This window comes from Sphingomonas sp. IC-11 (assembly GCF_021043365.1).
Lineage (GTDB): Bacteria > Pseudomonadota > Alphaproteobacteria > Sphingomonadales > Sphingomonadaceae > Sphingomonas.
The window spans coordinates 1,070,196-1,087,977 of record NZ_JAJNDU010000001.1 but is presented as its reverse complement, the minus strand read 5'-3'; the positions used below and the strand labels follow the sequence as shown (position 1 = coordinate 1,087,977).

The 17,782-nt window shown below is 63.4% G+C and carries 22 protein-coding genes; 5 read left to right on the top strand and 17 right to left on the bottom strand.

The genetic code is table 11. The annotated features are described in order from the left end of the window. From LQ954_RS05245 to LQ954_RS05215, 7 genes are all read right to left on the bottom strand, one after another. Complete coding sequence (locus tag LQ954_RS05245) at positions 1–1,197, bottom strand: zinc-dependent alcohol dehydrogenase (protein WP_227770520.1); 1,197 nt, start codon at positions 1,195–1,197, stop codon at positions 1–3. After that, complete coding sequence (locus tag LQ954_RS05240; protein WP_231022251.1) at positions 1,197–1,802, bottom strand: SRPBCC family protein; 606 nt, start codon at positions 1,800–1,802, stop codon at positions 1,197–1,199. The genes LQ954_RS05245 and LQ954_RS05240 overlap by 1 nt, the downstream gene beginning before the upstream one ends. Positions 1,803–2,114: 312 nt before the next feature. Next, positions 2,115–2,540 (bottom strand): hypothetical protein, encoded by a 426-nt coding sequence (locus LQ954_RS05235; protein WP_231022250.1) that lies wholly within the window; start codon positions 2,538–2,540, stop codon positions 2,115–2,117. Between the two features lie 230 nt (positions 2,541–2,770). Continuing rightward, on the bottom strand, positions 2,771–3,691 hold the full coding sequence (locus tag LQ954_RS05230; protein ID WP_231022249.1) for a glycosyltransferase family 2 protein: 921 nt from the start codon (positions 3,689–3,691) through the stop codon (positions 2,771–2,773). Continuing rightward, positions 3,688–4,587, bottom strand: a complete 900-nt coding sequence (locus tag LQ954_RS05225) for a glycosyltransferase family 2 protein (RefSeq protein WP_231022248.1) — start codon at positions 4,585–4,587, stop codon at positions 3,688–3,690. The genes LQ954_RS05230 and LQ954_RS05225 overlap by 4 nt, the downstream gene beginning before the upstream one ends. Then, entirely contained in the window at positions 4,560–5,180 is a 621-nt protein-coding gene (locus tag LQ954_RS16220) for a CatB-related O-acetyltransferase (protein ID WP_321576530.1), read from the bottom strand. Before LQ954_RS16220 ends, LQ954_RS05225 begins: the two co-directional genes overlap by 28 nt. A gap of 95 nt (positions 5,181–5,275) precedes the next feature. Continuing rightward, positions 5,276–5,467 carry a hypothetical protein gene (locus tag LQ954_RS05215; protein WP_231022247.1) on the bottom strand — a complete coding sequence of 64 codons (192 nt, stop codon included), beginning with the start codon at positions 5,465–5,467 and terminating at the stop codon, positions 5,276–5,278. A 50-nt stretch (positions 5,468–5,517) separates the two neighbouring features. Between LQ954_RS05215 and LQ954_RS05210 the strand changes: the two genes are divergently transcribed. Together LQ954_RS05210 and map are read left to right on the top strand one after the other, a co-directional pair. Beyond that, on the top strand, positions 5,518–6,327 hold the full coding sequence (locus LQ954_RS05210; RefSeq protein WP_231022246.1) for a class I SAM-dependent methyltransferase: 810 nt from the start codon (positions 5,518–5,520) through the stop codon (positions 6,325–6,327). Between the two features lie 14 nt (positions 6,328–6,341). Next, the gene (map, locus tag LQ954_RS05205) at positions 6,342–7,121 is read left to right on the top strand and encodes a type I methionyl aminopeptidase (RefSeq protein ID WP_231022245.1); all 780 of its coding nucleotides are present in this window, start codon (positions 6,342–6,344) and stop codon (positions 7,119–7,121) included. 69 nt (positions 7,122–7,190) lie between these two features. Here the strand turns inward: map and phaR are convergent, their stop codons facing one another. Beyond that, positions 7,191–7,733 (bottom strand): polyhydroxyalkanoate synthesis repressor PhaR, encoded by a 543-nt coding sequence (phaR, locus tag LQ954_RS05200; protein ID WP_231022244.1) that lies wholly within the window; start codon positions 7,731–7,733, stop codon positions 7,191–7,193. A gap of 126 nt (positions 7,734–7,859) precedes the next feature. On the opposite strand from phaR, the gene LQ954_RS05195 reads away from it, so the two are divergent. Further along, the gene (locus LQ954_RS05195; RefSeq protein WP_231022243.1) at positions 7,860–8,798 is read left to right on the top strand and encodes an alpha/beta fold hydrolase; all 939 of its coding nucleotides are present in this window, start codon (positions 7,860–7,862) and stop codon (positions 8,796–8,798) included. On the opposite strand, the gene alr is transcribed toward LQ954_RS05195, so the two are convergent. Both alr and LQ954_RS05185 read right to left on the bottom strand, forming a co-directional pair. Then, a complete protein-coding gene (gene alr / locus LQ954_RS05190) occupies positions 8,799–9,827 on the bottom strand; it encodes an alanine racemase (RefSeq protein WP_231022242.1) in 1,029 nt (342 codons plus the stop codon). It abuts the gene before it with no gap. Between the two features lie 93 nt (positions 9,828–9,920). Continuing rightward, positions 9,921–10,382, bottom strand: a complete 462-nt coding sequence (locus LQ954_RS05185; protein ID WP_231022241.1) for a DUF3597 domain-containing protein — start codon at positions 10,380–10,382, stop codon at positions 9,921–9,923. 99 nt (positions 10,383–10,481) lie between these two features. Here LQ954_RS05185 and LQ954_RS05180 point away from each other — a divergent pair, with 99 nt between their 5' ends. Next, a complete protein-coding gene (locus LQ954_RS05180; protein WP_231022240.1) occupies positions 10,482–10,919 on the top strand; it encodes a hypothetical protein in 438 nt (145 codons plus the stop codon). Continuing rightward, complete coding sequence (locus LQ954_RS05175; RefSeq protein WP_231022239.1) at positions 10,916–11,860, top strand: cation transporter; 945 nt, start codon at positions 10,916–10,918, stop codon at positions 11,858–11,860. Before LQ954_RS05180 ends, LQ954_RS05175 begins: the two co-directional genes overlap by 4 nt. On the opposite strand, the gene LQ954_RS05170 is transcribed toward LQ954_RS05175, so the two are convergent. The 7 genes from LQ954_RS05170 to LQ954_RS05140 all read right to left on the bottom strand — a co-directional run bounded on the left by LQ954_RS05170 (position 11,847) and on the right by LQ954_RS05140 (position 17,781). Then, positions 11,847–12,305, bottom strand: a complete 459-nt coding sequence (locus LQ954_RS05170; RefSeq protein WP_231022238.1) for a GreA/GreB family elongation factor — start codon at positions 12,303–12,305, stop codon at positions 11,847–11,849. The genes LQ954_RS05175 and LQ954_RS05170 overlap by 14 nt on opposite strands. Beyond that, positions 12,302–13,186, bottom strand: a complete 885-nt coding sequence (gene mmsB, locus LQ954_RS05165; RefSeq protein ID WP_231022237.1) for a 3-hydroxyisobutyrate dehydrogenase — start codon at positions 13,184–13,186, stop codon at positions 12,302–12,304. Before mmsB ends, LQ954_RS05170 begins: the two co-directional genes overlap by 4 nt. Positions 13,187–13,339: 153 nt before the next feature. Then, positions 13,340–14,122, bottom strand: coding sequence for an enoyl-CoA hydratase-related protein (locus LQ954_RS05160; protein WP_227770534.1), 783 nt, complete (start codon positions 14,120–14,122; stop codon positions 13,340–13,342). 53 nt (positions 14,123–14,175) lie between these two features. Continuing rightward, on the bottom strand, positions 14,176–15,222 hold the full coding sequence (locus tag LQ954_RS05155; protein WP_231022236.1) for an enoyl-CoA hydratase/isomerase family protein: 1,047 nt from the start codon (positions 15,220–15,222) through the stop codon (positions 14,176–14,178). Positions 15,223–15,321: 99 nt separating this feature from the next. Then, complete coding sequence (locus LQ954_RS05150) at positions 15,322–16,467, bottom strand: acyl-CoA dehydrogenase family protein (protein WP_231022235.1); 1,146 nt, start codon at positions 16,465–16,467, stop codon at positions 15,322–15,324. Positions 16,468–16,477: 10 nt separating this feature from the next. Next, positions 16,478–17,314 carry a formyltetrahydrofolate deformylase gene (gene purU, locus LQ954_RS05145; protein ID WP_231022234.1) on the bottom strand — a complete coding sequence of 279 codons (837 nt, stop codon included), beginning with the start codon at positions 17,312–17,314 and terminating at the stop codon, positions 16,478–16,480. Further along, complete coding sequence (locus LQ954_RS05140) at positions 17,314–17,781, bottom strand: hypothetical protein (protein ID WP_231022233.1); 468 nt, start codon at positions 17,779–17,781, stop codon at positions 17,314–17,316. Before LQ954_RS05140 ends, purU begins: the two co-directional genes overlap by 1 nt. Position 17,782 lies beyond the last annotated feature (1 nt).

Here is a 17,782-nt window from a genome sequence, read left to right as displayed (position 1 = left end):
TCAAATATCGAGTTCGACGCGCTCGAGGCCGGGTTTCAGCACGACCTTGGTCACTTCGTTCTGCTTGTCATGGAAAATGCGATAGCCGTCCGGGGCGTTTTCCAGCGGCAGCGTGTGGCTGATCAGGAAAGTGGTATCGATCTTCTCTTCCATGATCGCGTTCAGCAGTCCGGGCAGATAATGCTGCACATGGGTCTGTCCGGTTTTGAGCGTGAGGCCCTTCTGCATGAATGCGCCGAGCGGAAACTTGTCCACGAAGCCACCATAAACGGCCGGCATCGACACGCGCCCGCCCTTCCGACAGGCAAGGATCGCCTGACGAATGGAGTGGGGCCTGTCAGTTCCGAGGAAGGTAGAGGCCTTGATCTGATCGATGACGTTGTCGACGAAGAAGCCGTGTGCCTCGAGGCCGACCGCATCGATGCACGCATCCGGCCCGATGCCGCCTGTCATCTCCATCAACGCCTCGTAAGTCGCGCTCTCCTCGAAGTTTATGGTCTCCGCCCCGAACTTGCGGGCGAGCTCCAGACGACGCGGAAAGTGATCGATCGCAATTACGCGCTCGGCACCCATCAGGAACGCGGATTGAACCGCGAACAGGCCAACTGGCCCGCAGCCCCAGACGGCCACGGTATCACCAGGTTCGATCTCGGCGTTTTCGGCTGCCATCCAGCCGGTGGGCAGGATGTCCGAGAGGAACAGGACCTTTTCGTCTTCAACTCCATCGGGAACGACGATGGGCCCGACATCGCTGAACGGGACGCGGACGTATTCGGCCTGCCCGCCCGAATAGCCGCCCGTCATGTGGCTATACCCGAACAGACCAGCCATTGGATGGCCATATAAGGTCTGCGCGATATCCTGGTTTTCCGCCGGCAGACCATTCTCACAGGCGGAATATTGGTGCTTCCCGCAATGATAGCAGCCACCGCATGAAATGGTGAAGGGAACAACAACGCGCTGCCCCTTCTTCAGCGTTGATTTGGCGCCGACCTCCACCACTTCACCCATGAATTCGTGGCCGAGGATGTCGCCGGACTGCATGGTTGGGATGTAGCCGTCGTAGAGGTGAAGATCCGATCCACAGATGGCGGTCGACGTAATCTTGATGATGGCGTCGCGCGGGTTGAGGATCTCAGGGTCATCCACCGTATCGACGCGCACGTCGTGCTTGCCATGCCAGGTAAGCGCTCGCATCAGTTCTTCCCCTCTTCCAGAAGGCGGCGATTGCGCGCGCCGGTGGCCACTTCGCCGGTTTCCATGAGCTGCTTGAAGCGTCGCAGGTCACGTCGCGCCTGGATTGCGGGCTCCCGCTGGAACATCTTGGCGATGACCTTGCCGATGATCCCCGCCGGCGGATCGTAAAGGATCGTCGCGGTAACGATTGTCCCCCGTCCCGCCTGTGCGTCACGAAATTCGATGCGGCCACTGTTGGGGACCTCCGCGCCTTCTTCCGATGCCCAGGCGATATACTCGCCGTCGCTCTCCTCCGTGATCGCCGCGATCCACTCCACGTGCGATCCTCCCGGACCTTTTACGGTCCAATGTGATCGGCGGTCGTCGAGCAAGTCGATACGCTCGACATTGTCCATGAAGCTGGGCAGATTGGTGAAGTCGCGCCAAAAGGCATATAAGTCGCCCCGAGGTCGGTTGATAGTGACCGTGCGGCCGATCAATTGATCTGGATCACCGGTGTCCGGCGAACCGACATTGCGAGTAGCGGCGTCAATTGCCGCACTGTGATGTTTCGAAGTGGAGAGCGGCGCATCATCTGCGCGCGCCGGGTCGATCGTCTCGGCCATCTCATCCTCCTGGTGAATGGCCTGTCAACGATGCGCGACGCCTGCGCGTTCCGACCCTTGGTGCTCAAGCAGCGTTATTGCCGAGATATTCTGATGCTGCTGCCGCTTGGGCGACCGCAAATCTCAGCAGCACTGCCGACGTCGGCTCGACCTTGCGACAAGCCGAAGCGCTGAACGATCACGATGCACGATCTGCGTTTTAGCGCTCACGGGCTTCTTTTGGCGAGTGATCAGCGAACACCCGAGTTCGCCCGAGCGGCGTTGAGCCTAACACCAGGGGAATGGAACAACGCTCGTGAACGGTCGAGGCGATCAACGGCCGCGGCGACCGCCACGATCGCGCGTCAGCGACGCCGATATGCTCTCCATCATGGTTTCGTAATGGCCAACCGTGAAGCCGGCTTCGAAGAAGGCGCGCAACTCACTGGCCGGCACCTGAAAGCTGTGGTGCCACGCGAGCACTGCCATTCGGCGAAGCGCTTCGAGCTTGGGGTCTGCGAGCCGCGGATTGCTCTGGCGGAAGATCGTGGCCATCGCCATCGACAGTCTGCCGGGCTGTCGCAGTGACGACAGGCTATCATTGCGGGCAAGCGCCACTACCGACCATTCAAGCGCACTCAGCGGCGAAGTGACAGCGTTGGCCTGATCAGCTGCGGTTGTAATTGGCTCCACACGCAGACAGGCAGCGCCGCTTGGCGGAAGGCTCGCGGCCAGCGTGTCAAAAGCCATGTAAGCCATGCTGCTTCCCCTTCTGTTGTTCGCACCGGATGACCAAGGCGGGAGCAGAGAGGCTCGCCTATGCGCTGTTCATTGGTTGACTGACGTCAGGCTAGATGTCGCTTTGCGTCACCGCCTTGTGTACCAACCGGTATATTGAACAGCCGAAGCGGCGTCAACAGCTTTCCGTACCAATTGGTACGCAAAGTCGCAGATCGAAAATGGGAGCGTGCCACCAGAGAACACTGCCCTCACTGCAGCCAAGTAGGAGCGCCCCGACGGTTGCAGACGCCCGCCCACCAGCCTGCCATTGCATGCTTCCACTGCCGCATCGCCCCGCGCCGAGCAAAGCGCGCGCAAGCCAAGATGAAGGCCATTGGTGCGGCTACAAGGAGGCGGAACGGCGCCGTGTCCCTGATGACGTGGAGCTTGTTACGCTCGTCCAGGTAGATCGGTAGGGGCGGCCGCGCTCGTAAACTCGTGGCTGATCCCGTAGTGCCCCCCTGCCCATGACAGACACGCGCGCCGGGGGCAAAGCCAAGTCGCAAACCCTTAGCCTGAGCTCGAAGACACCATTCAATCTCCTCCGCATAGAGGAAGTAATCATCCCGCATCAGGCCGGCCGTGGCCACGAAGGAACGCCCAATCAACATGCACGCACCGAGCAGGTAGTTCATGCGGCTTTCGACAAAGCGCGGATCCACGGGCGCGGTCACAGGAGCGCCGAAGCCGATGGACTCTGCGCGCGCGCACCAGGTGTTCCAGCGCCCGCCATAGGCCTGCACTCGGCCGTTTGGGTGGTAGAGCACTCCGCCCGCTGCTTCACAGTCGCCGCGCTGAAGTCGCTCAACCAGCGCCTCCAGCGCCTCTGGATCAGCTCGGGTATCGGGGTTTAGAACCCACCAGAAATCAGCATCCGGGCGCGCGGCCAGGCACGCATTCACGCCACCGGCATAGCCGAGGTTTGCGGCCTGTTCGAGCAACGCAATCGGCTGGCCGGCGGGCAGCCGGTTCGGCAGCGTTGCGGCAAGCCGTTGTCGCGCGTCATCTCCGCCATTCTCGCAAATGACCACCTCGAAATCGGTGAACGTCGATTGTGCGAGGGCGGCGAGACAATGCGCAATTAGCGGCGGATCGCGAAAGGAGACGATACAGACGACAACTTGAGTCAAGCGCGCGCTCCCACCAACCGCAACATTCCATCGGCGAACCGCCACAATCGCAAGCGCGCCAAGGTCGCGGCACCGCGCCGCCGCTCAACGGTGCCGGCAAGTGCAGGGCTCGTCAGTACCCGCGGAAGGTGGGCGAGGATCGAGAGCGGCATCGCTGCGGTCGATGCAAGCCAGCGGAGCCGGCCGCGTGGCGTCATCAGCGTGTTGGCATAAAGCTCCGCGTTGAGGCGGTGCCATTTTGCATGCAGTGCGCGCCAGTCACTCCGCGCAGGGTGCGCGACCCGTGCAGCGGGCGCATAGCCGAGCCGAAAACCAAGCGCACGAGCTCGCAGGCACCAATCCCGGTCCTCGGACATGCCGACATGAAATGGCCCTGTTGCGGAATAGACTTCGCGCCGGCAGAACAGGTTTGCCGTAACGGAAAAGCCCTCGCGCTCCACATAGCGGCGGTTATTGAATGCAAAGACCGCCTCATAGGCTTCGGCGCCCGATTTCTCGCGGCCGCTGAACAACAATGACATCGCCCCTCCGACGATGTCGTAAGCTTCCAAGGCGGCCACTCCGGCAGCGAGCCATCCAGAATCAGGCACACAATCGGAGTCCGTGAAAGCGAACAATCGGCCCTGCGCCACCGGAGTGGCGGCGTTGCGCGCTGGCCCTGCGCCCTTTTCACGCGCCAACACCAGCTGCGCGCGCTGTCCGATCACTTCGCGCACCGCGGCTTCACCCCGGGGACTCATGTTGTCCGCCACGACAATCTCGTAACGATCGCGCGGCAACGATTGTGCGGTTAGAGCCGCGAGACAACGATCCAGGCCCTGTAGATCATTGTAGTGCGGCACGATGACGCTGACCTCGACCATAAGCGTTACGCGGCCGCAGCGAGGCCAGTCCATGCACGCAGCATTCCACTGGTGGGATGGAAGATCAGCGCGGGATTGTCCTGCACCAAGGCACGCAGGTCGGTAAGGTCGAGTTCCCACCAGCGGCTTTGCTCAAGTGCCGCCTGCACGTCGCGCGGGAAGCGCTCCCGCACAACCCGCGCCGGGTTGCCGACGACCACAGCGTAGCGAGGAACATCACGGGTGACGATTGCGCCCGCCCCGATGACGCTTCCGCGGCCGATCCGTCGGCAGCCGGGTAGGATGATCGCGTGGTGCCCGATCCACACGTCGTCCTCGATCACCTGGGGATCATCATAGTGGATGTCGGCATCCACCACGCCGAACTTGCGCTCATACAAAGCAGGATGGGTGGTGATCGCCTCCAGAGGGTGGTTGATCGGCGCGGAACGGACCGTCTTGGCGATGGAACAGTAACGGCCGACGATCAGCGGGCCCGGCATCCGCCACTGATCGAAGCAGCCGTAGCTGTACAGGCCAACGTCGATCCGGTGTCGTTCGCAGAACCAACGCCGCAGCGCCATGCTGCGGAACGGGTCGCGCTGCCATCGCCAGATCCTCGCCCGCTCGATGGCGCGTGATGCCATGCTCAACATTGTCGCCCCCGCCTGCGTTCCTTGACGCCTTGGATAGCGGAAGCCGCAGGAATGAAGTCGCTAGAGCATTCAAAACGGATGCAATTTCAGGCGCGGATCGCGAGTGCCCCGAGCACGAGCGCTGCCGCGATCGCGATCAACTGCAAGGTCCGCCAATCGACCAGGCCGACCGCATCCGGATCGTGCCGGCGCGTCCGTCGGCTGTCCCCCCATGCCGCCCCTGCTGCTGCGACTGCGCAGGATGCCGCCGCCCCGAGCAGCACCGCTTGCGTTGCCATTCTTCTGCCTCCAAACCGACGCCAATGAACTTGCCCCAGGGAGAGAGATAATGCGCACTATCGGCATTGCGACCATCTTGCTTGCGAGCGCCGCGGCAGCCACGGCACAACATGCGGCCCATCAGCATGCGCCGATCTCCGCCGAGGTCCGGGCGGCCGTTCAGAACCCGCAACGCAGCGACGTCAACCGGCAGCGGGATGAGTACCGCCATCCCGCAGAAACACTGTCGTTTTTCGGAGTGAAGCCGACCGACACGGTGGTGGAGTTCAGCCCCGGCGGGGGCTGGTATACGGAAATCCTGGCGCCCTTGGCCAAGGGTAAGGGACGCTACGTGGCCCTGGTCAGTGCGCGCGGGGTCGCCAGCACGGAGAAGATGCTAGCCGACAAACAGGCCTGGTTCGGCGCTACTACTGTTGCGACCGTTGACGGTGCGAACGGCACCAGCACCGTTCCGGCAGGCAGTGCGGACGTGGTGCTGACCTTCCGCAACGTCCATAACCTGCTGATGAACGACGATCCGGCGGTCGCCGGGCGTACCTTTGCCGCATTCTACGCGATGTTGAAGGCGGGCGGCACGTTGGGCGTTGTCGATCATCGCCTGCCGGAATCCATGGATTCCGCACTCGAAAAGAAGAGCGGCTATATCAAGCGGTCGACCGTCGTGCGGCTGGCCGAGGCAGCGGGATTCAAGCTGGCGGGCGAGAGCGAGGTGAATGCCAACCCCAAGGATACTCACGATCACCCCGGCGGTGTCTGGACCCTGCCACCCACCTTCGCGTTGAAGGACGTGGACCGGGCCAAATACGCCGCGGTCGGTGAAAGCGATCGGTTCACCCTGAAGTTCGTGAAGCCAAAGTAAGAGAACGATCAATCATGGTGAAAACCGCCGACGAGCTCGACCTGATGCGGGAATCTGGCAGGCTGCTGGCATCCGTCTTTGAGATGCTGGATCAACAGCAGCTTGCAGGCATGTCGACGCTACAGGTCAATGATCTTGTTGAGCGGTTCATCACCATCGACCTGCAAGCCCGGCCTGCGAGCAAGGGACAGTATGGTTTTGCCTATGTCCTGAATTGCTCGATCAACCATGTGGTTTGCCACGGTGTCCCCGATGCGAACGAGATCATTCGCGAGGGGGACATCATCAACCTGGACATCACGCTGGAAAAGAACGGCTTCATCGCTGATTCCAGCAAGACGTATCTGGTTGGCCAAACGTCGCCGGCGGCCCGGCGTTTGGTGCGCGTAGCGCAGGAAGCCATGTGGAAGGGCATCAGACAGGTTCGTCCGGGCGCTCGCCTGGGAGACGTCGGCGCCGCGATCGAACGCCATGCCAAGAAGAACGGCTATTCGGTGGTCCGAGAGTTTTGCGGGCATGGCATCGGCCGCAAAATGCATGAAGAGCCGCAGGTGCTGAACTTCGGCCGGCCGGGTACGGGACCGATGCTGCGCGAGGGCATGACCTTCACGATCGAGCCCATGATCAATCAGGGAAGCCGAAAGGTTTCCACTCAGGATGACGGATGGACCGTGGTGACGACCGACCGTAAACTATCAGCACAGTTCGAACATACCGTGGCGGTCACAAGCGGCGGCGTGGAAGTGCTCACCCTGCGCAGCGACGAGAAGCCGCTGGTGGCGATGCGCGCCTGATCTTTGGGAACTAACGGAAGTGACGGTAAGCGGGACGGCCACCGATAATGGGATGACGTACCAGGTTGATCAGCCAACCAGCTTGTCAACCTTGTCCTGCAGCCTAGCGAGTTCCGCCTTCAGCGCGGCGATCTCGTCATCCTTGTTGGCTACGGGCGGAGGCGTGGCCGGCTTGAAAGCGCTGGTTGCGGCTTCAAACATCGCCATGTTGCGCTTCGCCATCTCGGCAAAAGGCGAGCCGGCGAAAGCGCCCTCAACGGCGGATTTGAATTGGGCCTGGTTGCGACGGAAGCTGTCCATGGACGCCTCCAGATAACCGGGCACCATGGCCTGCATCGAATCGCCATACATGGCGATCAGCTGCCGCAGGAAATTCACCGGCAGCATCGGCTGTTCCCCACGTCCCTCCTCTTCCATGATGATTTGGGTAAGGATGTTGTGGGTTATATCCTCGTCAGTTTTGGCATCAACGACCTTGAACTCGCGTCCTTCGCGGGTCATCGCGGCGAGATGCTCAAGGGTGATGTATGACGAGCTTTCGGTATTGTAGAGTCGGCGGTTGGCGTATTTCTTGATGATGATCGCGCCCTCTCCGCTGTGCTGCTTCTTCATCGCGATGCCCCGCTCATGACTTCTTACTGCGCTACAGCATCTGTTATGGCACCGCAACACGGCCCAAGGCCACTACCCCTGTTCCTCGACATGCTGCGCAACGAAACTGCAGCATCCCCATCCAGAATGAGTAGTGCGCTCGCCGGTCTGCGCCGCTATCAGGAAGCGCCCCGTACGAAGAGGCGAATGGCCAGAGCGGTCAAGCGGCAGGGCCACGCGCGCCTGCGGGATTATGGCGGCACAGGGCGCCCGGTGCTTTTTGTACCATCGCTGATCAACCCACCCTTCATCCTCGACCTGATGCCAGGGCGATCTCTGATGCGGTGGATCGCACAGCAGGGCTACCATGCCTGGCTACTTGATTGGGGAGAGGCACAACCGACGGATCGCGACCTCGACATCAGCGGTCATATCGAGCGGGTTCTGATCCCGCTGATGCGACGCTTCGATACTCCGCCGGTGCTTGTCGGCTATTGCCTTGGCGGCACGATGAGCATTGCCGCGGCGGTATCGGGGGCCTGTGCGGGCACGGCCGTAATCGCCGCACCTTGGCACTTTAATGGATATGGTGACACGCGCGGGGACATTGCTTCGCTCTGGGAAGCTGCGCAGCCCGGCTGCGAGCAACTAGGGCTTGTCCCGATCGAGGTACTCCAGACTGGCTTCTGGAAACTCGATCCGGCGCGAACGATCGCCAAATTCGAGGCGTTTGCGACAATGTCGGGTGACGAGGCCGCGATGTTTGTTGCGATGGAAGATTGGGCGAACAGTGGCGCCCCGCTCACTTATGCGGCCGGTGCGGAACTGTTTGAGCAACTGATCCTGGCGGACGCACCCGGTTTAGGGAACTGGCATGTCGCGGGCAAGTCGATCGATCCTGAAACCCTGCCGTGCCCCGCTATCGAGTTCGTCTCCCTTGCCGACCGGATCGTACCGGCCGCGACGGCGATCGGCCTTAGCAATCGCCGAGAGTTGGGTGCTGGACATGTGGGTATGGTCGTCGGGAGCCGCGCCAGAGAGCAGCTTTGGGAACCGCTGCGCCACTGGCTGGCTACCCTTCCCTGATCAGACCCAGATCCGGTCGAAACGTCGACCAAGGCCGGTCAGCAGCTCATACTGCGACACCTCCGATACAGCCGACGCATGAGGAAGGTCGGAGTCGAAGGAGATCCAGTCGCCTTCACCGACGTCGAGGCCAGTGACATCCACTGCCGTCAGATCCATCGAGACGCGGCCAATGACTGGAACAGCGACGCCTTCCAGGAACGCTGTTCCGCGGCTGGAGAAGGCTCGTCGATAGCCGTCGGCATAGCCGAGGTTCAGAACCGCTACGACGCTGTCTCGCTCAGCGACCCAGGTGAGATTGTATCCGACACGCCCACCCGCCGGGACCGCACGGCGTTGCAGCACTTCTGCCTCGATCGTCGCAACGGGGCGGATCACGCCCGCCAGAGCCGCGCAAGGCACGCCACCGTACAGGGCGATGCCGGGGCGCGTGAGATCAAAGGCATAGTCTTTGCCCAAAGTGATCCCTGCGGAATTTGCCAAGCTGATCCGTCTTGCATTTGAGCGATCAGCGATGGCCTGCAAACCCGCGCGCTGGCGCTCGTTGATGGGGTCAGCCTGCTCCTCCGCCGAAGCGAGATGACTCATCAGCGTTTCCACATGGAGCCCGTCCAGCAAGCCGGAAGCAATCTCGTCCGTGGATACTCCCAACCGGTTCATGCCGGTGTCCACCATCACGTCGCACGCGCCCATACCGGCTTCGCGCCAGCGCTTGATCTGCGCACTCGTGCTCAGAACCGGCCTTGCCGGCACGCTCTTCGCGAGGACCATGTCCGCGGATCGCGCGCCGTGAAGCACCGACACTGACACGTCGGCTCGAGCAAGAGCCGCAGCCTCTGCCCAGGTTGCGACGAAAAAGTCCCGGCAGCCCGCATTCGCGAGACGGCGCACCACTTCTGCGGCGCCGAGGCCGTAACCATCAGCCTTCACCGCCGCGCCGCATGAAGCGCGACCACTCATCCGTGCCAGCGATTGCCAGTTCTCAACAAGGGCGGCCCCGTCCAGCCGCAATCGGTTCGGTGCATTCATGCGCAGGCGGATAGCGGCGAGATGGGCTCGACGCTACCGCAGCGCTTCATGCCACCGGCTTATGCCGCGGCACGCCTGTCTTCAAAGTAAGGCCTAGTCCTTCATGGTTGCTGGAACGATGCCGCCATTCTTCTCCAACTCACGCATTACTGCCTTGTGGAGCCAGATGTTCATCTCAGCCGAGCCATCCTTGGCACCGGTGTAGCCGAGTTCGGTGGCCAGTTCCTTGCGGTTCGCGAGGCTCGAGTCGATACCCAGCAGCTTCATCAGATCGACAATCGAGGTACGCCAGTTCAGCGTCGGCCCCTCGTGTTTGGCGGCGAGGTCAGACAGCACCTTCTCCACATCCACGGGGGTGGCCGGCGCTGCCGTCGCTTGAGAAGGTGCGGGCGACGCTGGCTGCGCAGCAGGCGTCGGGGCGGAAGGCGTCGGCACCGGCTTTGGCGTGGCACCCGGGGCTGGCGCCGCCTGAGGCGCGGGTTTCCCGGAGAACTGGCCACCTAGTGGGCCCCGGTCCCCAAAGATGGCCTTCTTGATCGCGCCAAAGATGCTCACGCTGATACTCCCGATCATTGCTGACGACCGTAGAACGTCGAAACGCCCGAATTGGTGCCGCGGGAACGGGGCAGACGAGCGCGACGTTTAGCTAGCGAAATGAAAAAACGGATCGCCGGATTGTTGCTCCTTTCGCTCGCGGCATGTGACGCCCTGCCTCGAGATCCGGATCGTACCAGCGATCGACTTCGCCAAAGCCGTATCTTGCATATCGGCATCAACGGGGAACCCGTTGCGCCACAAGCTCAAAGTCTGGTGGCAGAGTTGGCGGGGCACAACGGCGCGCGCATCTCGATCCGCAGAGCGGCGCTCGAGCCGCTGATTGTCGATCTGAACGCCGGGCGGCTCGATCTCATATTAGCGCCCATGGCGAAGGATTCGCCTTGGAAGAAGCTTGTTGCACCAGGGCCTGCGCTTTCGATCGAAGGAGCCGGGAAGCAGAGGATTGAGTGGCGGGCGCTGATGAAAAACGGTGAGAACCGCTGGATCATGCAGGTTGAGCGCCTCAGCCGACAGGTAAGCGGGGCGCGCTCATGAGCTCCTCCCATGATCCTGCCGCCGCGCTACATCGCGCCAAGCGGCTTAACTGGCATCAACTGGTTTGGTTTGCCGCAGTCGTGATCGTGATGGGTTTGGTGATGGGCCAAAGCCAAACGATGAAGACGGCGTGGATTGAGGACATGCTCGGCTTCGTTCCGCCGATCGCCTTTCTAGCCGCGTCACACCTGGAGCAGCGACCACGAAGCGCCCGTTTTCCATTCGGCTTCACCCGGGCAAACGGACTTGGCTTCTTCGTCGCAGCGGTCGCCCTGGCAGCAGTCGGCGTCTTGCTGCTGATCAACGCCGCCATGACTCTGGTGATGGAAGAGCATGCAACTGTCGCCTCGGTCCAGCTGTTCGGACGCGATATCTGGCTGGGCTGGCTGATGCTGGCCGCTCAACTGTTCGCGCTGATCCCGCCAATGGTGATCGGGGCCAAGCTGCTCCCGCTCGCACGCGCGCTCGACGACAAGCTTCTTCACACCAATGCGATGATGAACAAGGCGAACTGGCTGACCGGCGCCGCTGGGCTCGCCGGCGTGATCGGGCTTGGCCTTGGCTGGTGGTGGGCGGACGCTGTTGCCGCGGCGCTTATATCCGTGGATATCATCAACGACGGATGGAAGGCGATGCGCTCGGCCGCGGCGGAACTGATCGACGGTGCCCCGCGCTCGCTTGATGCCCCAGAGGTCGCGAGCGATGCACGCGCGCTTTACGAAGCCCTGGATCAGCGGTTTCCCGGCGCCACCATACTGATGCGTGAAACCGGACGCCTGATCCACGTCGAAGTTCACGGGGTAGCGCCGCCGGCTCCAACCCCGTCGCGGGAAGATTTATGGCCTTGTGGGCCCGACAGCGCCTGGCGCCTTGCGCAGGTGACGTTTACCGGGCGTCCGCTGGAGGCCGATCGTCACCAGCAGCTTTTCAGATCGGGCTGACGGCAAGGATCTCGATGGCGTTGGCGCGACCATTGAAGTCGACCAGTTCGCCCTCACCCGCACCCATCATGGCGCGCGCGAGCGGGGCCGAAAAGGCAACTAGCCCAGCCGCGGGATCCGCCTCGTCATCACCGACGATGGCAATTTCTCGCTCCGCACCATTGAGGCGGAACCGCACTCGTGAGCCGAACGCCACTTCGTCATCCGGGGCAGGTGGAGCCGGGATCGCCGTAATCCGACGCGTATTCCAGTATCTGAGCTCGCGCGCGATCTCTTCCCGGCGCCCCTCTTCGGCGCCGTTCTGCTCAGCCTCCAGCGCGGCGATGCGCTCTGCGATCAGCGCCTGGCCGCGGGGCGTGACCAGATTGGGGCCGGCCGGCAACGGCAACTCGAACCGAGGCTCGAGATGTTCCTCGTCGCTCTCCCGGCGAAACGCGACGCTCATGCCGTACCCTGAAAGGTCTTGATGATGCCGGAGAAGTCGGTCGAGCCATGACCGGCGTCGTTGAAGGCGCTGTAAAGTTCGGTTGCGCGCGTTCCCATCGGCAGGTCAGCGCCGGCCTCTCCCGCCGCTGCCATGGCGAGCCGAAGGTCCTTCAGCATCAACGCCGCGGCAAAGCCGCCCTCGTAATTGCGATCGGCGGGGCTTTCGGGACCAACACCAGGCAACGGGCAATAGGTGTTCAGCGACCAACTCTGTGCCGTGGCCTTGCTGGCGATGTCATAAAAGACCTGCGGGTCCAGCCCGAGCTTCTCCGCCAGGGCGAGCCCTTCGCAGGTGGCGATCATCGTCGCCCCCAGGATCAGATTGTTGCACATCTTCACGGCCTGCCCCGCGCCGCTGGCACCAGCATGGATAACCGCCTTGCCCATCGCTTCGAGATAGGGCTGTGCCCGGCTGAAGCCGCTTTCGGTACCGCCAACCATGAAGGTCAGCGCACCTGCATTAGCCGCAGCGATGCCGCCCGAAACCGGGGCATCGACCGCTTCGAGACCCTTGGCCGTTGCATCCTGCGCCAGCTGCCGTGTGGTAGCGACGTCAATGGTCGAACAGTCGATCAGGATCGTTGAGGGGGCGGCGTTGGGGAACACCGCATCCGCATAGACGGCCGCGACATGCGTCCCGGCCGGCAACATGGTAATGACTGCCTCCGCACCCTCCACAGCTTCGGCAGCGCTACTCGCCGGCAAGCACCCCGCCTTCTTCGCCCGCTCCAGCGCTTCCGTGCTGAGGTCGAAGGCTCGCACGTCATGCCCCGCCTTGGCGAGGTTTGCGGCCATGCCGCCGCCCATGTTGCCCAGTCCGATGAATGCGACGCGTGCCATGCCAAACTCTCCAGATCTCGAAGTCCCTCTCCTTCAGAGGAAAGGTTAGGGGTGGGGTGTCTCAGTCTCACCAAGACTACGATCAAAAGGACCGCCCAGCAGACAGGCCCCACCCCGACCCCTCCCCTGAAGGAGAGGGGCTGATTGCCTGATTTACCGACCCTTCCAGACGCCCTGGCGCTTCTCGATGAAGGCGGCCATGCCCTCGGCCTTGTCCTCCGTCGCGGTCAGGATCTGGAACAGGCGACGCTCGGTCAGGATTCCCTGCGCGAGGTTCGTTTCGAACGCGGCGTTGACCATCTCCTTGTTCACCATCGCGGCCATCGGCGGCATCGAGGCAATGAGTTCGGCAGTCTTGAGCGTCTCTTCAAGGAGCGAGGCGAGCGGCACGACCTTGGCGACGAGGCCCGAGCGCTCCGCTTCGGCGGCATCCATCATCCGGCCAGTGAGGCACATCTCCATCGCCTTGGCCTTGCCGATCGCGCGGGTCAGCCGCTGCGAGCCGCCCATGCCCGGCGCGACGCCGAGCTTGATCTCGGGCTGGCCAAACTTCGCGGTGTCCGCGGCGTAGATGAAGTCCGCCATCATCGCGAGCTCACAGCCGCCGCCCAGCGCGAAGCCGTTCACCGCCGCGATCCACGGCTTGCGCGTCGCCACGACGCCTGTCTGCCAGCCGGCGAAGAAATCCTGCAGGAAGAAATCGGCCGCGGCCATGTCGGCCATCTGCTTGATGTCCGCCCCCGCGGCGAACGCCTTCTCGCCCGAGCCGGTGAGCACGAGGCAGCGCTGGCTGCCGTCCTTGTCATAGGCGCCGAACGCCGAAGACAGATCGGCAAGCACATCGCTGTTGAGCGCGTTCAGCGACTGCGGGCGGTTGAGTGTGACGAGCGTGACGGCACCGCGCTGCTCGACGAGGATGTTGGCATATTCGGTCATCGGTCTCTCCCCTTCCCTCGCCGCGGCACCGCCGGCGGCGCTGGGTTCATTGGTCAATCGTGCGGCGTCCATGCCTCGGCGCCGGGCAGCGGCGCGAAGATCTGGTCAATCACATGATCGCTGACGCCTTCGGGCGTCGCCGGTTCCCACTTGGGCGCATTGTCCTTGTCGACGATCACCGCGCGCACGCCTTCGAGGAAGTCGTGGCGCTGAACGACCCGGGCGCCGACGGCATATTCCTGGCGCATCTCGTCGGCGAAAGTCGCCATTCCCTTGCCGTCGTGCAGCAGCTTGAGGCTGACCTTCATCGTCTGTGGCGACTTGGTCCTGAGCGTCGCGAGCGTCGCGGCGGCGAACTCACCGCCGTCGGCTTCCAGCGCGGCGTAGATGTCCTCGAGCTTGTCCGACGCGAACAGCCGGTCGATTTGGGCGCGCTTGTCGAGCAGCGCGGCCGGACCGGGCTCGGCGGAGAGGGCGTCCAGCGTCGCGGCGATCGCGGTGGGAGCGGCAGCGATGCGGCGCTTGGCCTCATCGACCTGATCGGCCGGCAGGTAATGCGTTGCCAGCCCCAGCGCGAACGTCTCCGCGCCGTCGAGTCGGTGGCCGGTCAGGGCGAGATATTGCCCGATCCGCCCCGGCAGGCGGGAAAGATACCAGCCGCCGCCGACATCCGGGAACAGGCCGATGCCGGTCTCGGGCATGGCGAACTTCGTGTTCTCGGTCGCCACGCGATAGCGGCACGGCTGCGAGATGCCGACGCCGCCGCCCATGGTGATGCCGTCCATGAAGGCCACCGTGTCCTTGGCGTAGGTGAACAGCCGGTGGTTCATGCGGTATTCGGTGTGGAAGAACTGGCGCGCCTCCGCCCCGTCCTTGGCACCGCTGTCGGCCAGCATGCGAATGTCACCGCCCGCGCAGAAGCCACGCCCCTCTGCATGGTCGATGATGATCGCCCGGACCGCATCGTCGGCGCGCCATGCCTCAAGTGCGTCGAGCACGGCGACGCACATCGGGGTGGTGAGCGCGTGGATCGCCTTCGGGCGGTTCAGCCGGATGCGGCCGATCGGGCCGTCGACAAAGGTCAGAACGTCACTGGTCATCCGCAAAATTCCCGAAACTTGTGCGTGTGAGAGAGAAGATAAAGACGTTCGTTTCGCAGGCGATCCTATCTTCTCTCACACGAGCCGCGTGTAGGACAGTTACTGGCGCGTCAGTTCGCGGCCGACGATCATCCGCATCACCTGGTTCGTGCCTTCAAGGATCGAATGGACGCGCAGGTCGCGCCAGAAGCGTTCGATCGGGTAATCCATCAGATAGCCGTAGCCGCCGTGGAGCTGCAGCGCGCGATCGACCACCGACGACCCGGTGTCGGTCGCCAGCCGCTTCGCCATCGCGGCAAAGCGCGTCTTGTCCGGCGCGTTGGCCGTCACCTTCGCCGCGGCGACGTAGAGCAGGTAGCGCGCGGCCTGAAGCTCGGTATCCATGTCGGCGAGCGTGAACTGGGTGTTCTGGAAGTCGGCGATCGGCTTGCCGAACTGCTGGCGGTCCTTCGTGTAGGCGATCGCCTCGTCGAGGCAGCGCTGCGCCCCACCAAGCGAGCAGGCGCCGATGTTGAGGCGGCCACCGTCGAGGCCCATCATGGCGAAGCGGAAGCCCTCGCCTTCCTGCCCGACCCGGTTTGCCACCGGCACCTTCACGTTATCGAACAATACCTGGCGCGTCGGCTGTGCATGCCAGCCGAGCTTGCGCTCGTTCGCGCCAAAGGAGACGCCGTCCGTGTCCTTGTCGATGACGAGGCAGGAAATGCCCTTGGGCCCCTCAGCGCCGGTGCGCACCATCGTCACATAGACCTCGTTCTCCCCGGCGCCGGAGATGAACTGCTTCGATCCATTGACAATGTAATGATCGCCCTCAAGCCGCGCGCTGGTCTTGAGCGCCGCCGCGTCCGATCCGGAGCCGGGCTCCGTCAGGCAATAGCTCGCCATCTTGTCCATGGTGACGAGGCTGGGGAGATAGCGGCCCTTGAGATCGTCCGAGGCGAAGCGGTCGATCATCCACGACGCCATGTTATGGATCGAGATGAACGCGCTGGTGGCGGGGCAGCCATAGGCCATCGCCTCCATGATCAGCGCCGCCTCGAGCCGACCGAGGTTGATGCCGCCGCTTTCCTCGCTGACGTAGATCGCCGCGAAGCCGAGCTCGGCCGCCGCCTTGATCGTGTCGCGCGGGAAGATGTGCTTTTCGTCCCATTCGGCGGCGAACGGCGTGATGCGATCCGCGGTGAAGCGGCGCGCGAGATCCTGAATCTCGCGCTGGTCGTCGGTGAGATCAAACTGGTCAGTCATGGGTAGGGCCTTAACGGAAGACGACGGTGCGCGCACCATTGGCGAGGACGCGCCGCTCGGCGATCCAGCGCACGGCGCGCGCGAGAACCTGCGCCTCGATATCGCGGCCGATCGCGATCAGCTCGTCCACAGTGGCGCGATGGTCGACGCGCTCGGCGGCCTGTTCGATGATCGGCCCCTCGTCGAGGTCGGTAGTGACGAAATGGGCGGTAGCGCCGATCAGCTTCACCCCGCGGGCATGCGCCTGATGATAAGGTTTCGCGCCCTTGAAGCTGGGCAGGAAGCTGTGGTGGATGTTGACGCAGCGGCCGGCGAGTGCGGCGACGAGATTGGGCGAGAGCACCTGCATGTAGCGGGCGAGCACCATCAGTTCGGCGCCGGTGGCATTGAACAGATCAACGATCTGCCGCTCCTGCTCCGCGCGGTTCGCGGCGGAGACCGGCAGGTGGTGGAACGGCAACCCGTGCCATTCGGCAAGACCACGCAGCGTTTCGTGATTGGAGACGACGGCGACCGGATCGATCGGCAGCGCACCGATCGACCAGCGGTGCAGCAGGTCGTTCAGGCAGTGCGAGGTGGTGGAACAGGCGATCACCACCTTGGGGCGGTAATTGGCCGGCACCAACGTCCAGTCGAAACCGAAGCCCTGTGCCACCTCATTGAGGCTCTCGCGCAGATCGGGACCGGTGAAGACCAGCCGCATGAAGAAGCGCGCGGTATCGAGATCGGCATATTGCTGGCTATCGAGGATGAACCCGCCGGCCTCGGCAAGGCGACCGGTGACCGCCGCGACGATCCCCGCGCGGTCCTGGCACGAGAAGGTGAGGATCCAGCTTTGCTCAGCCATCAGGCTGGGCACCGGGTGTAGCGCAGCGTCTGGCCGTCCGCCTCGCGCGTCAGCATCGCGCCATCCTCTTCTAGGACAAGCGGTGTCTGCTGCGTCCATTCCTGCCCTTCGCCGGTGAAGGCGAGCGTCGCGCGTAGCTGCGTAGGCGAGACGGCCTCCAGCTTTTGGATGGTGGCGCGCGATTCGTAGAAGCTGAGGCGATCGGGCATGACCGTCATCAGCCCCTTTGCGTCACCCGCCGTGGAGGTGCAATCGGCCGGCACCAACCCCCAGCGGCCGACGAACGCCGCCGGCAAGCGGCCGTCCGTCACGATGCTCGCGGCGCCCGAGGCAGGCGGCGGGATCACCGCCGCCGCCTGCTCGTTGCCGGGCGTGGCGATGGCATTGGCCGGCGGCGCGGTTGGCTCGCCGCAACCGGCGAGCGCGGCCAGACCGCAGCAGAGGGGAAGGTAGCTGACCGATCGCATG

What these genes read in the sequence shown, in the direction of transcription:
- LQ954_RS05245 (WP_227770520.1), bottom strand. Translation starts at nt 1,197, where the DNA reads ATGCGAGCGCTTACCTGGCATGGCAAGCACGACGTGCGCGTCGATACG.
- LQ954_RS05240 (WP_231022251.1), bottom strand. Translation starts at nt 1,802, where the DNA reads ATGGCCGAGACGATCGACCCGGCGCGCGCAGATGATGCGCCGCTCTCC.
- LQ954_RS05235 (WP_231022250.1), bottom strand. Translation starts at nt 2,540, where the DNA reads ATGGCTTACATGGCTTTTGACACGCTGGCCGCGAGCCTTCCGCCAAGC.
- LQ954_RS05225 (WP_231022248.1), bottom strand. Translation starts at nt 4,587, where the DNA reads ATGGACTGGCCTCGCTGCGGCCGCGTAACGCTTATGGTCGAGGTCAGC.
- LQ954_RS16220 (WP_321576530.1), bottom strand. Translation starts at nt 5,180, where the DNA reads ATGGCATCACGCGCCATCGAGCGGGCGAGGATCTGGCGATGGCAGCGC.
- LQ954_RS05215 (WP_231022247.1), bottom strand. Translation starts at nt 5,467, where the DNA reads ATGGCAACGCAAGCGGTGCTGCTCGGGGCGGCGGCATCCTGCGCAGTC.
- LQ954_RS05210 (WP_231022246.1), top strand. Translation starts at nt 5,518, where the DNA reads ATGCGCACTATCGGCATTGCGACCATCTTGCTTGCGAGCGCCGCGGCA.
- map (WP_231022245.1), top strand. Translation starts at nt 6,342, where the DNA reads ATGGTGAAAACCGCCGACGAGCTCGACCTGATGCGGGAATCTGGCAGG.
- phaR (WP_231022244.1), bottom strand. Translation starts at nt 7,733, where the DNA reads ATGAAGAAGCAGCACAGCGGAGAGGGCGCGATCATCATCAAGAAATAC.
- LQ954_RS05195 (WP_231022243.1), top strand. Translation starts at nt 7,860, where the DNA reads ATGAGTAGTGCGCTCGCCGGTCTGCGCCGCTATCAGGAAGCGCCCCGT.
- alr (WP_231022242.1), bottom strand. Translation starts at nt 9,827, where the DNA reads ATGAATGCACCGAACCGATTGCGGCTGGACGGGGCCGCCCTTGTTGAG.
- LQ954_RS05180 (WP_231022240.1), top strand. Translation starts at nt 10,482, where the DNA reads ATGAAAAAACGGATCGCCGGATTGTTGCTCCTTTCGCTCGCGGCATGT.
- LQ954_RS05175 (WP_231022239.1), top strand. Translation starts at nt 10,916, where the DNA reads ATGAGCTCCTCCCATGATCCTGCCGCCGCGCTACATCGCGCCAAGCGG.
- LQ954_RS05170 (WP_231022238.1), bottom strand. Translation starts at nt 12,305, where the DNA reads ATGAGCGTCGCGTTTCGCCGGGAGAGCGACGAGGAACATCTCGAGCCT.
- mmsB (WP_231022237.1), bottom strand. Translation starts at nt 13,186, where the DNA reads ATGGCACGCGTCGCATTCATCGGACTGGGCAACATGGGCGGCGGCATG.
- LQ954_RS05160 (WP_227770534.1), bottom strand. Translation starts at nt 14,122, where the DNA reads ATGACCGAATATGCCAACATCCTCGTCGAGCAGCGCGGTGCCGTCACG.
- LQ954_RS05155 (WP_231022236.1), bottom strand. Translation starts at nt 15,222, where the DNA reads ATGACCAGTGACGTTCTGACCTTTGTCGACGGCCCGATCGGCCGCATC.
- LQ954_RS05150 (WP_231022235.1), bottom strand. Translation starts at nt 16,467, where the DNA reads ATGACTGACCAGTTTGATCTCACCGACGACCAGCGCGAGATTCAGGAT.
- purU (WP_231022234.1), bottom strand. Translation starts at nt 17,314, where the DNA reads ATGGCTGAGCAAAGCTGGATCCTCACCTTCTCGTGCCAGGACCGCGCG.
- LQ954_RS05140 (WP_231022233.1), bottom strand. Translation starts at nt 17,781, where the DNA reads ATGCGATCGGTCAGCTACCTTCCCCTCTGCTGCGGTCTGGCCGCGCTC.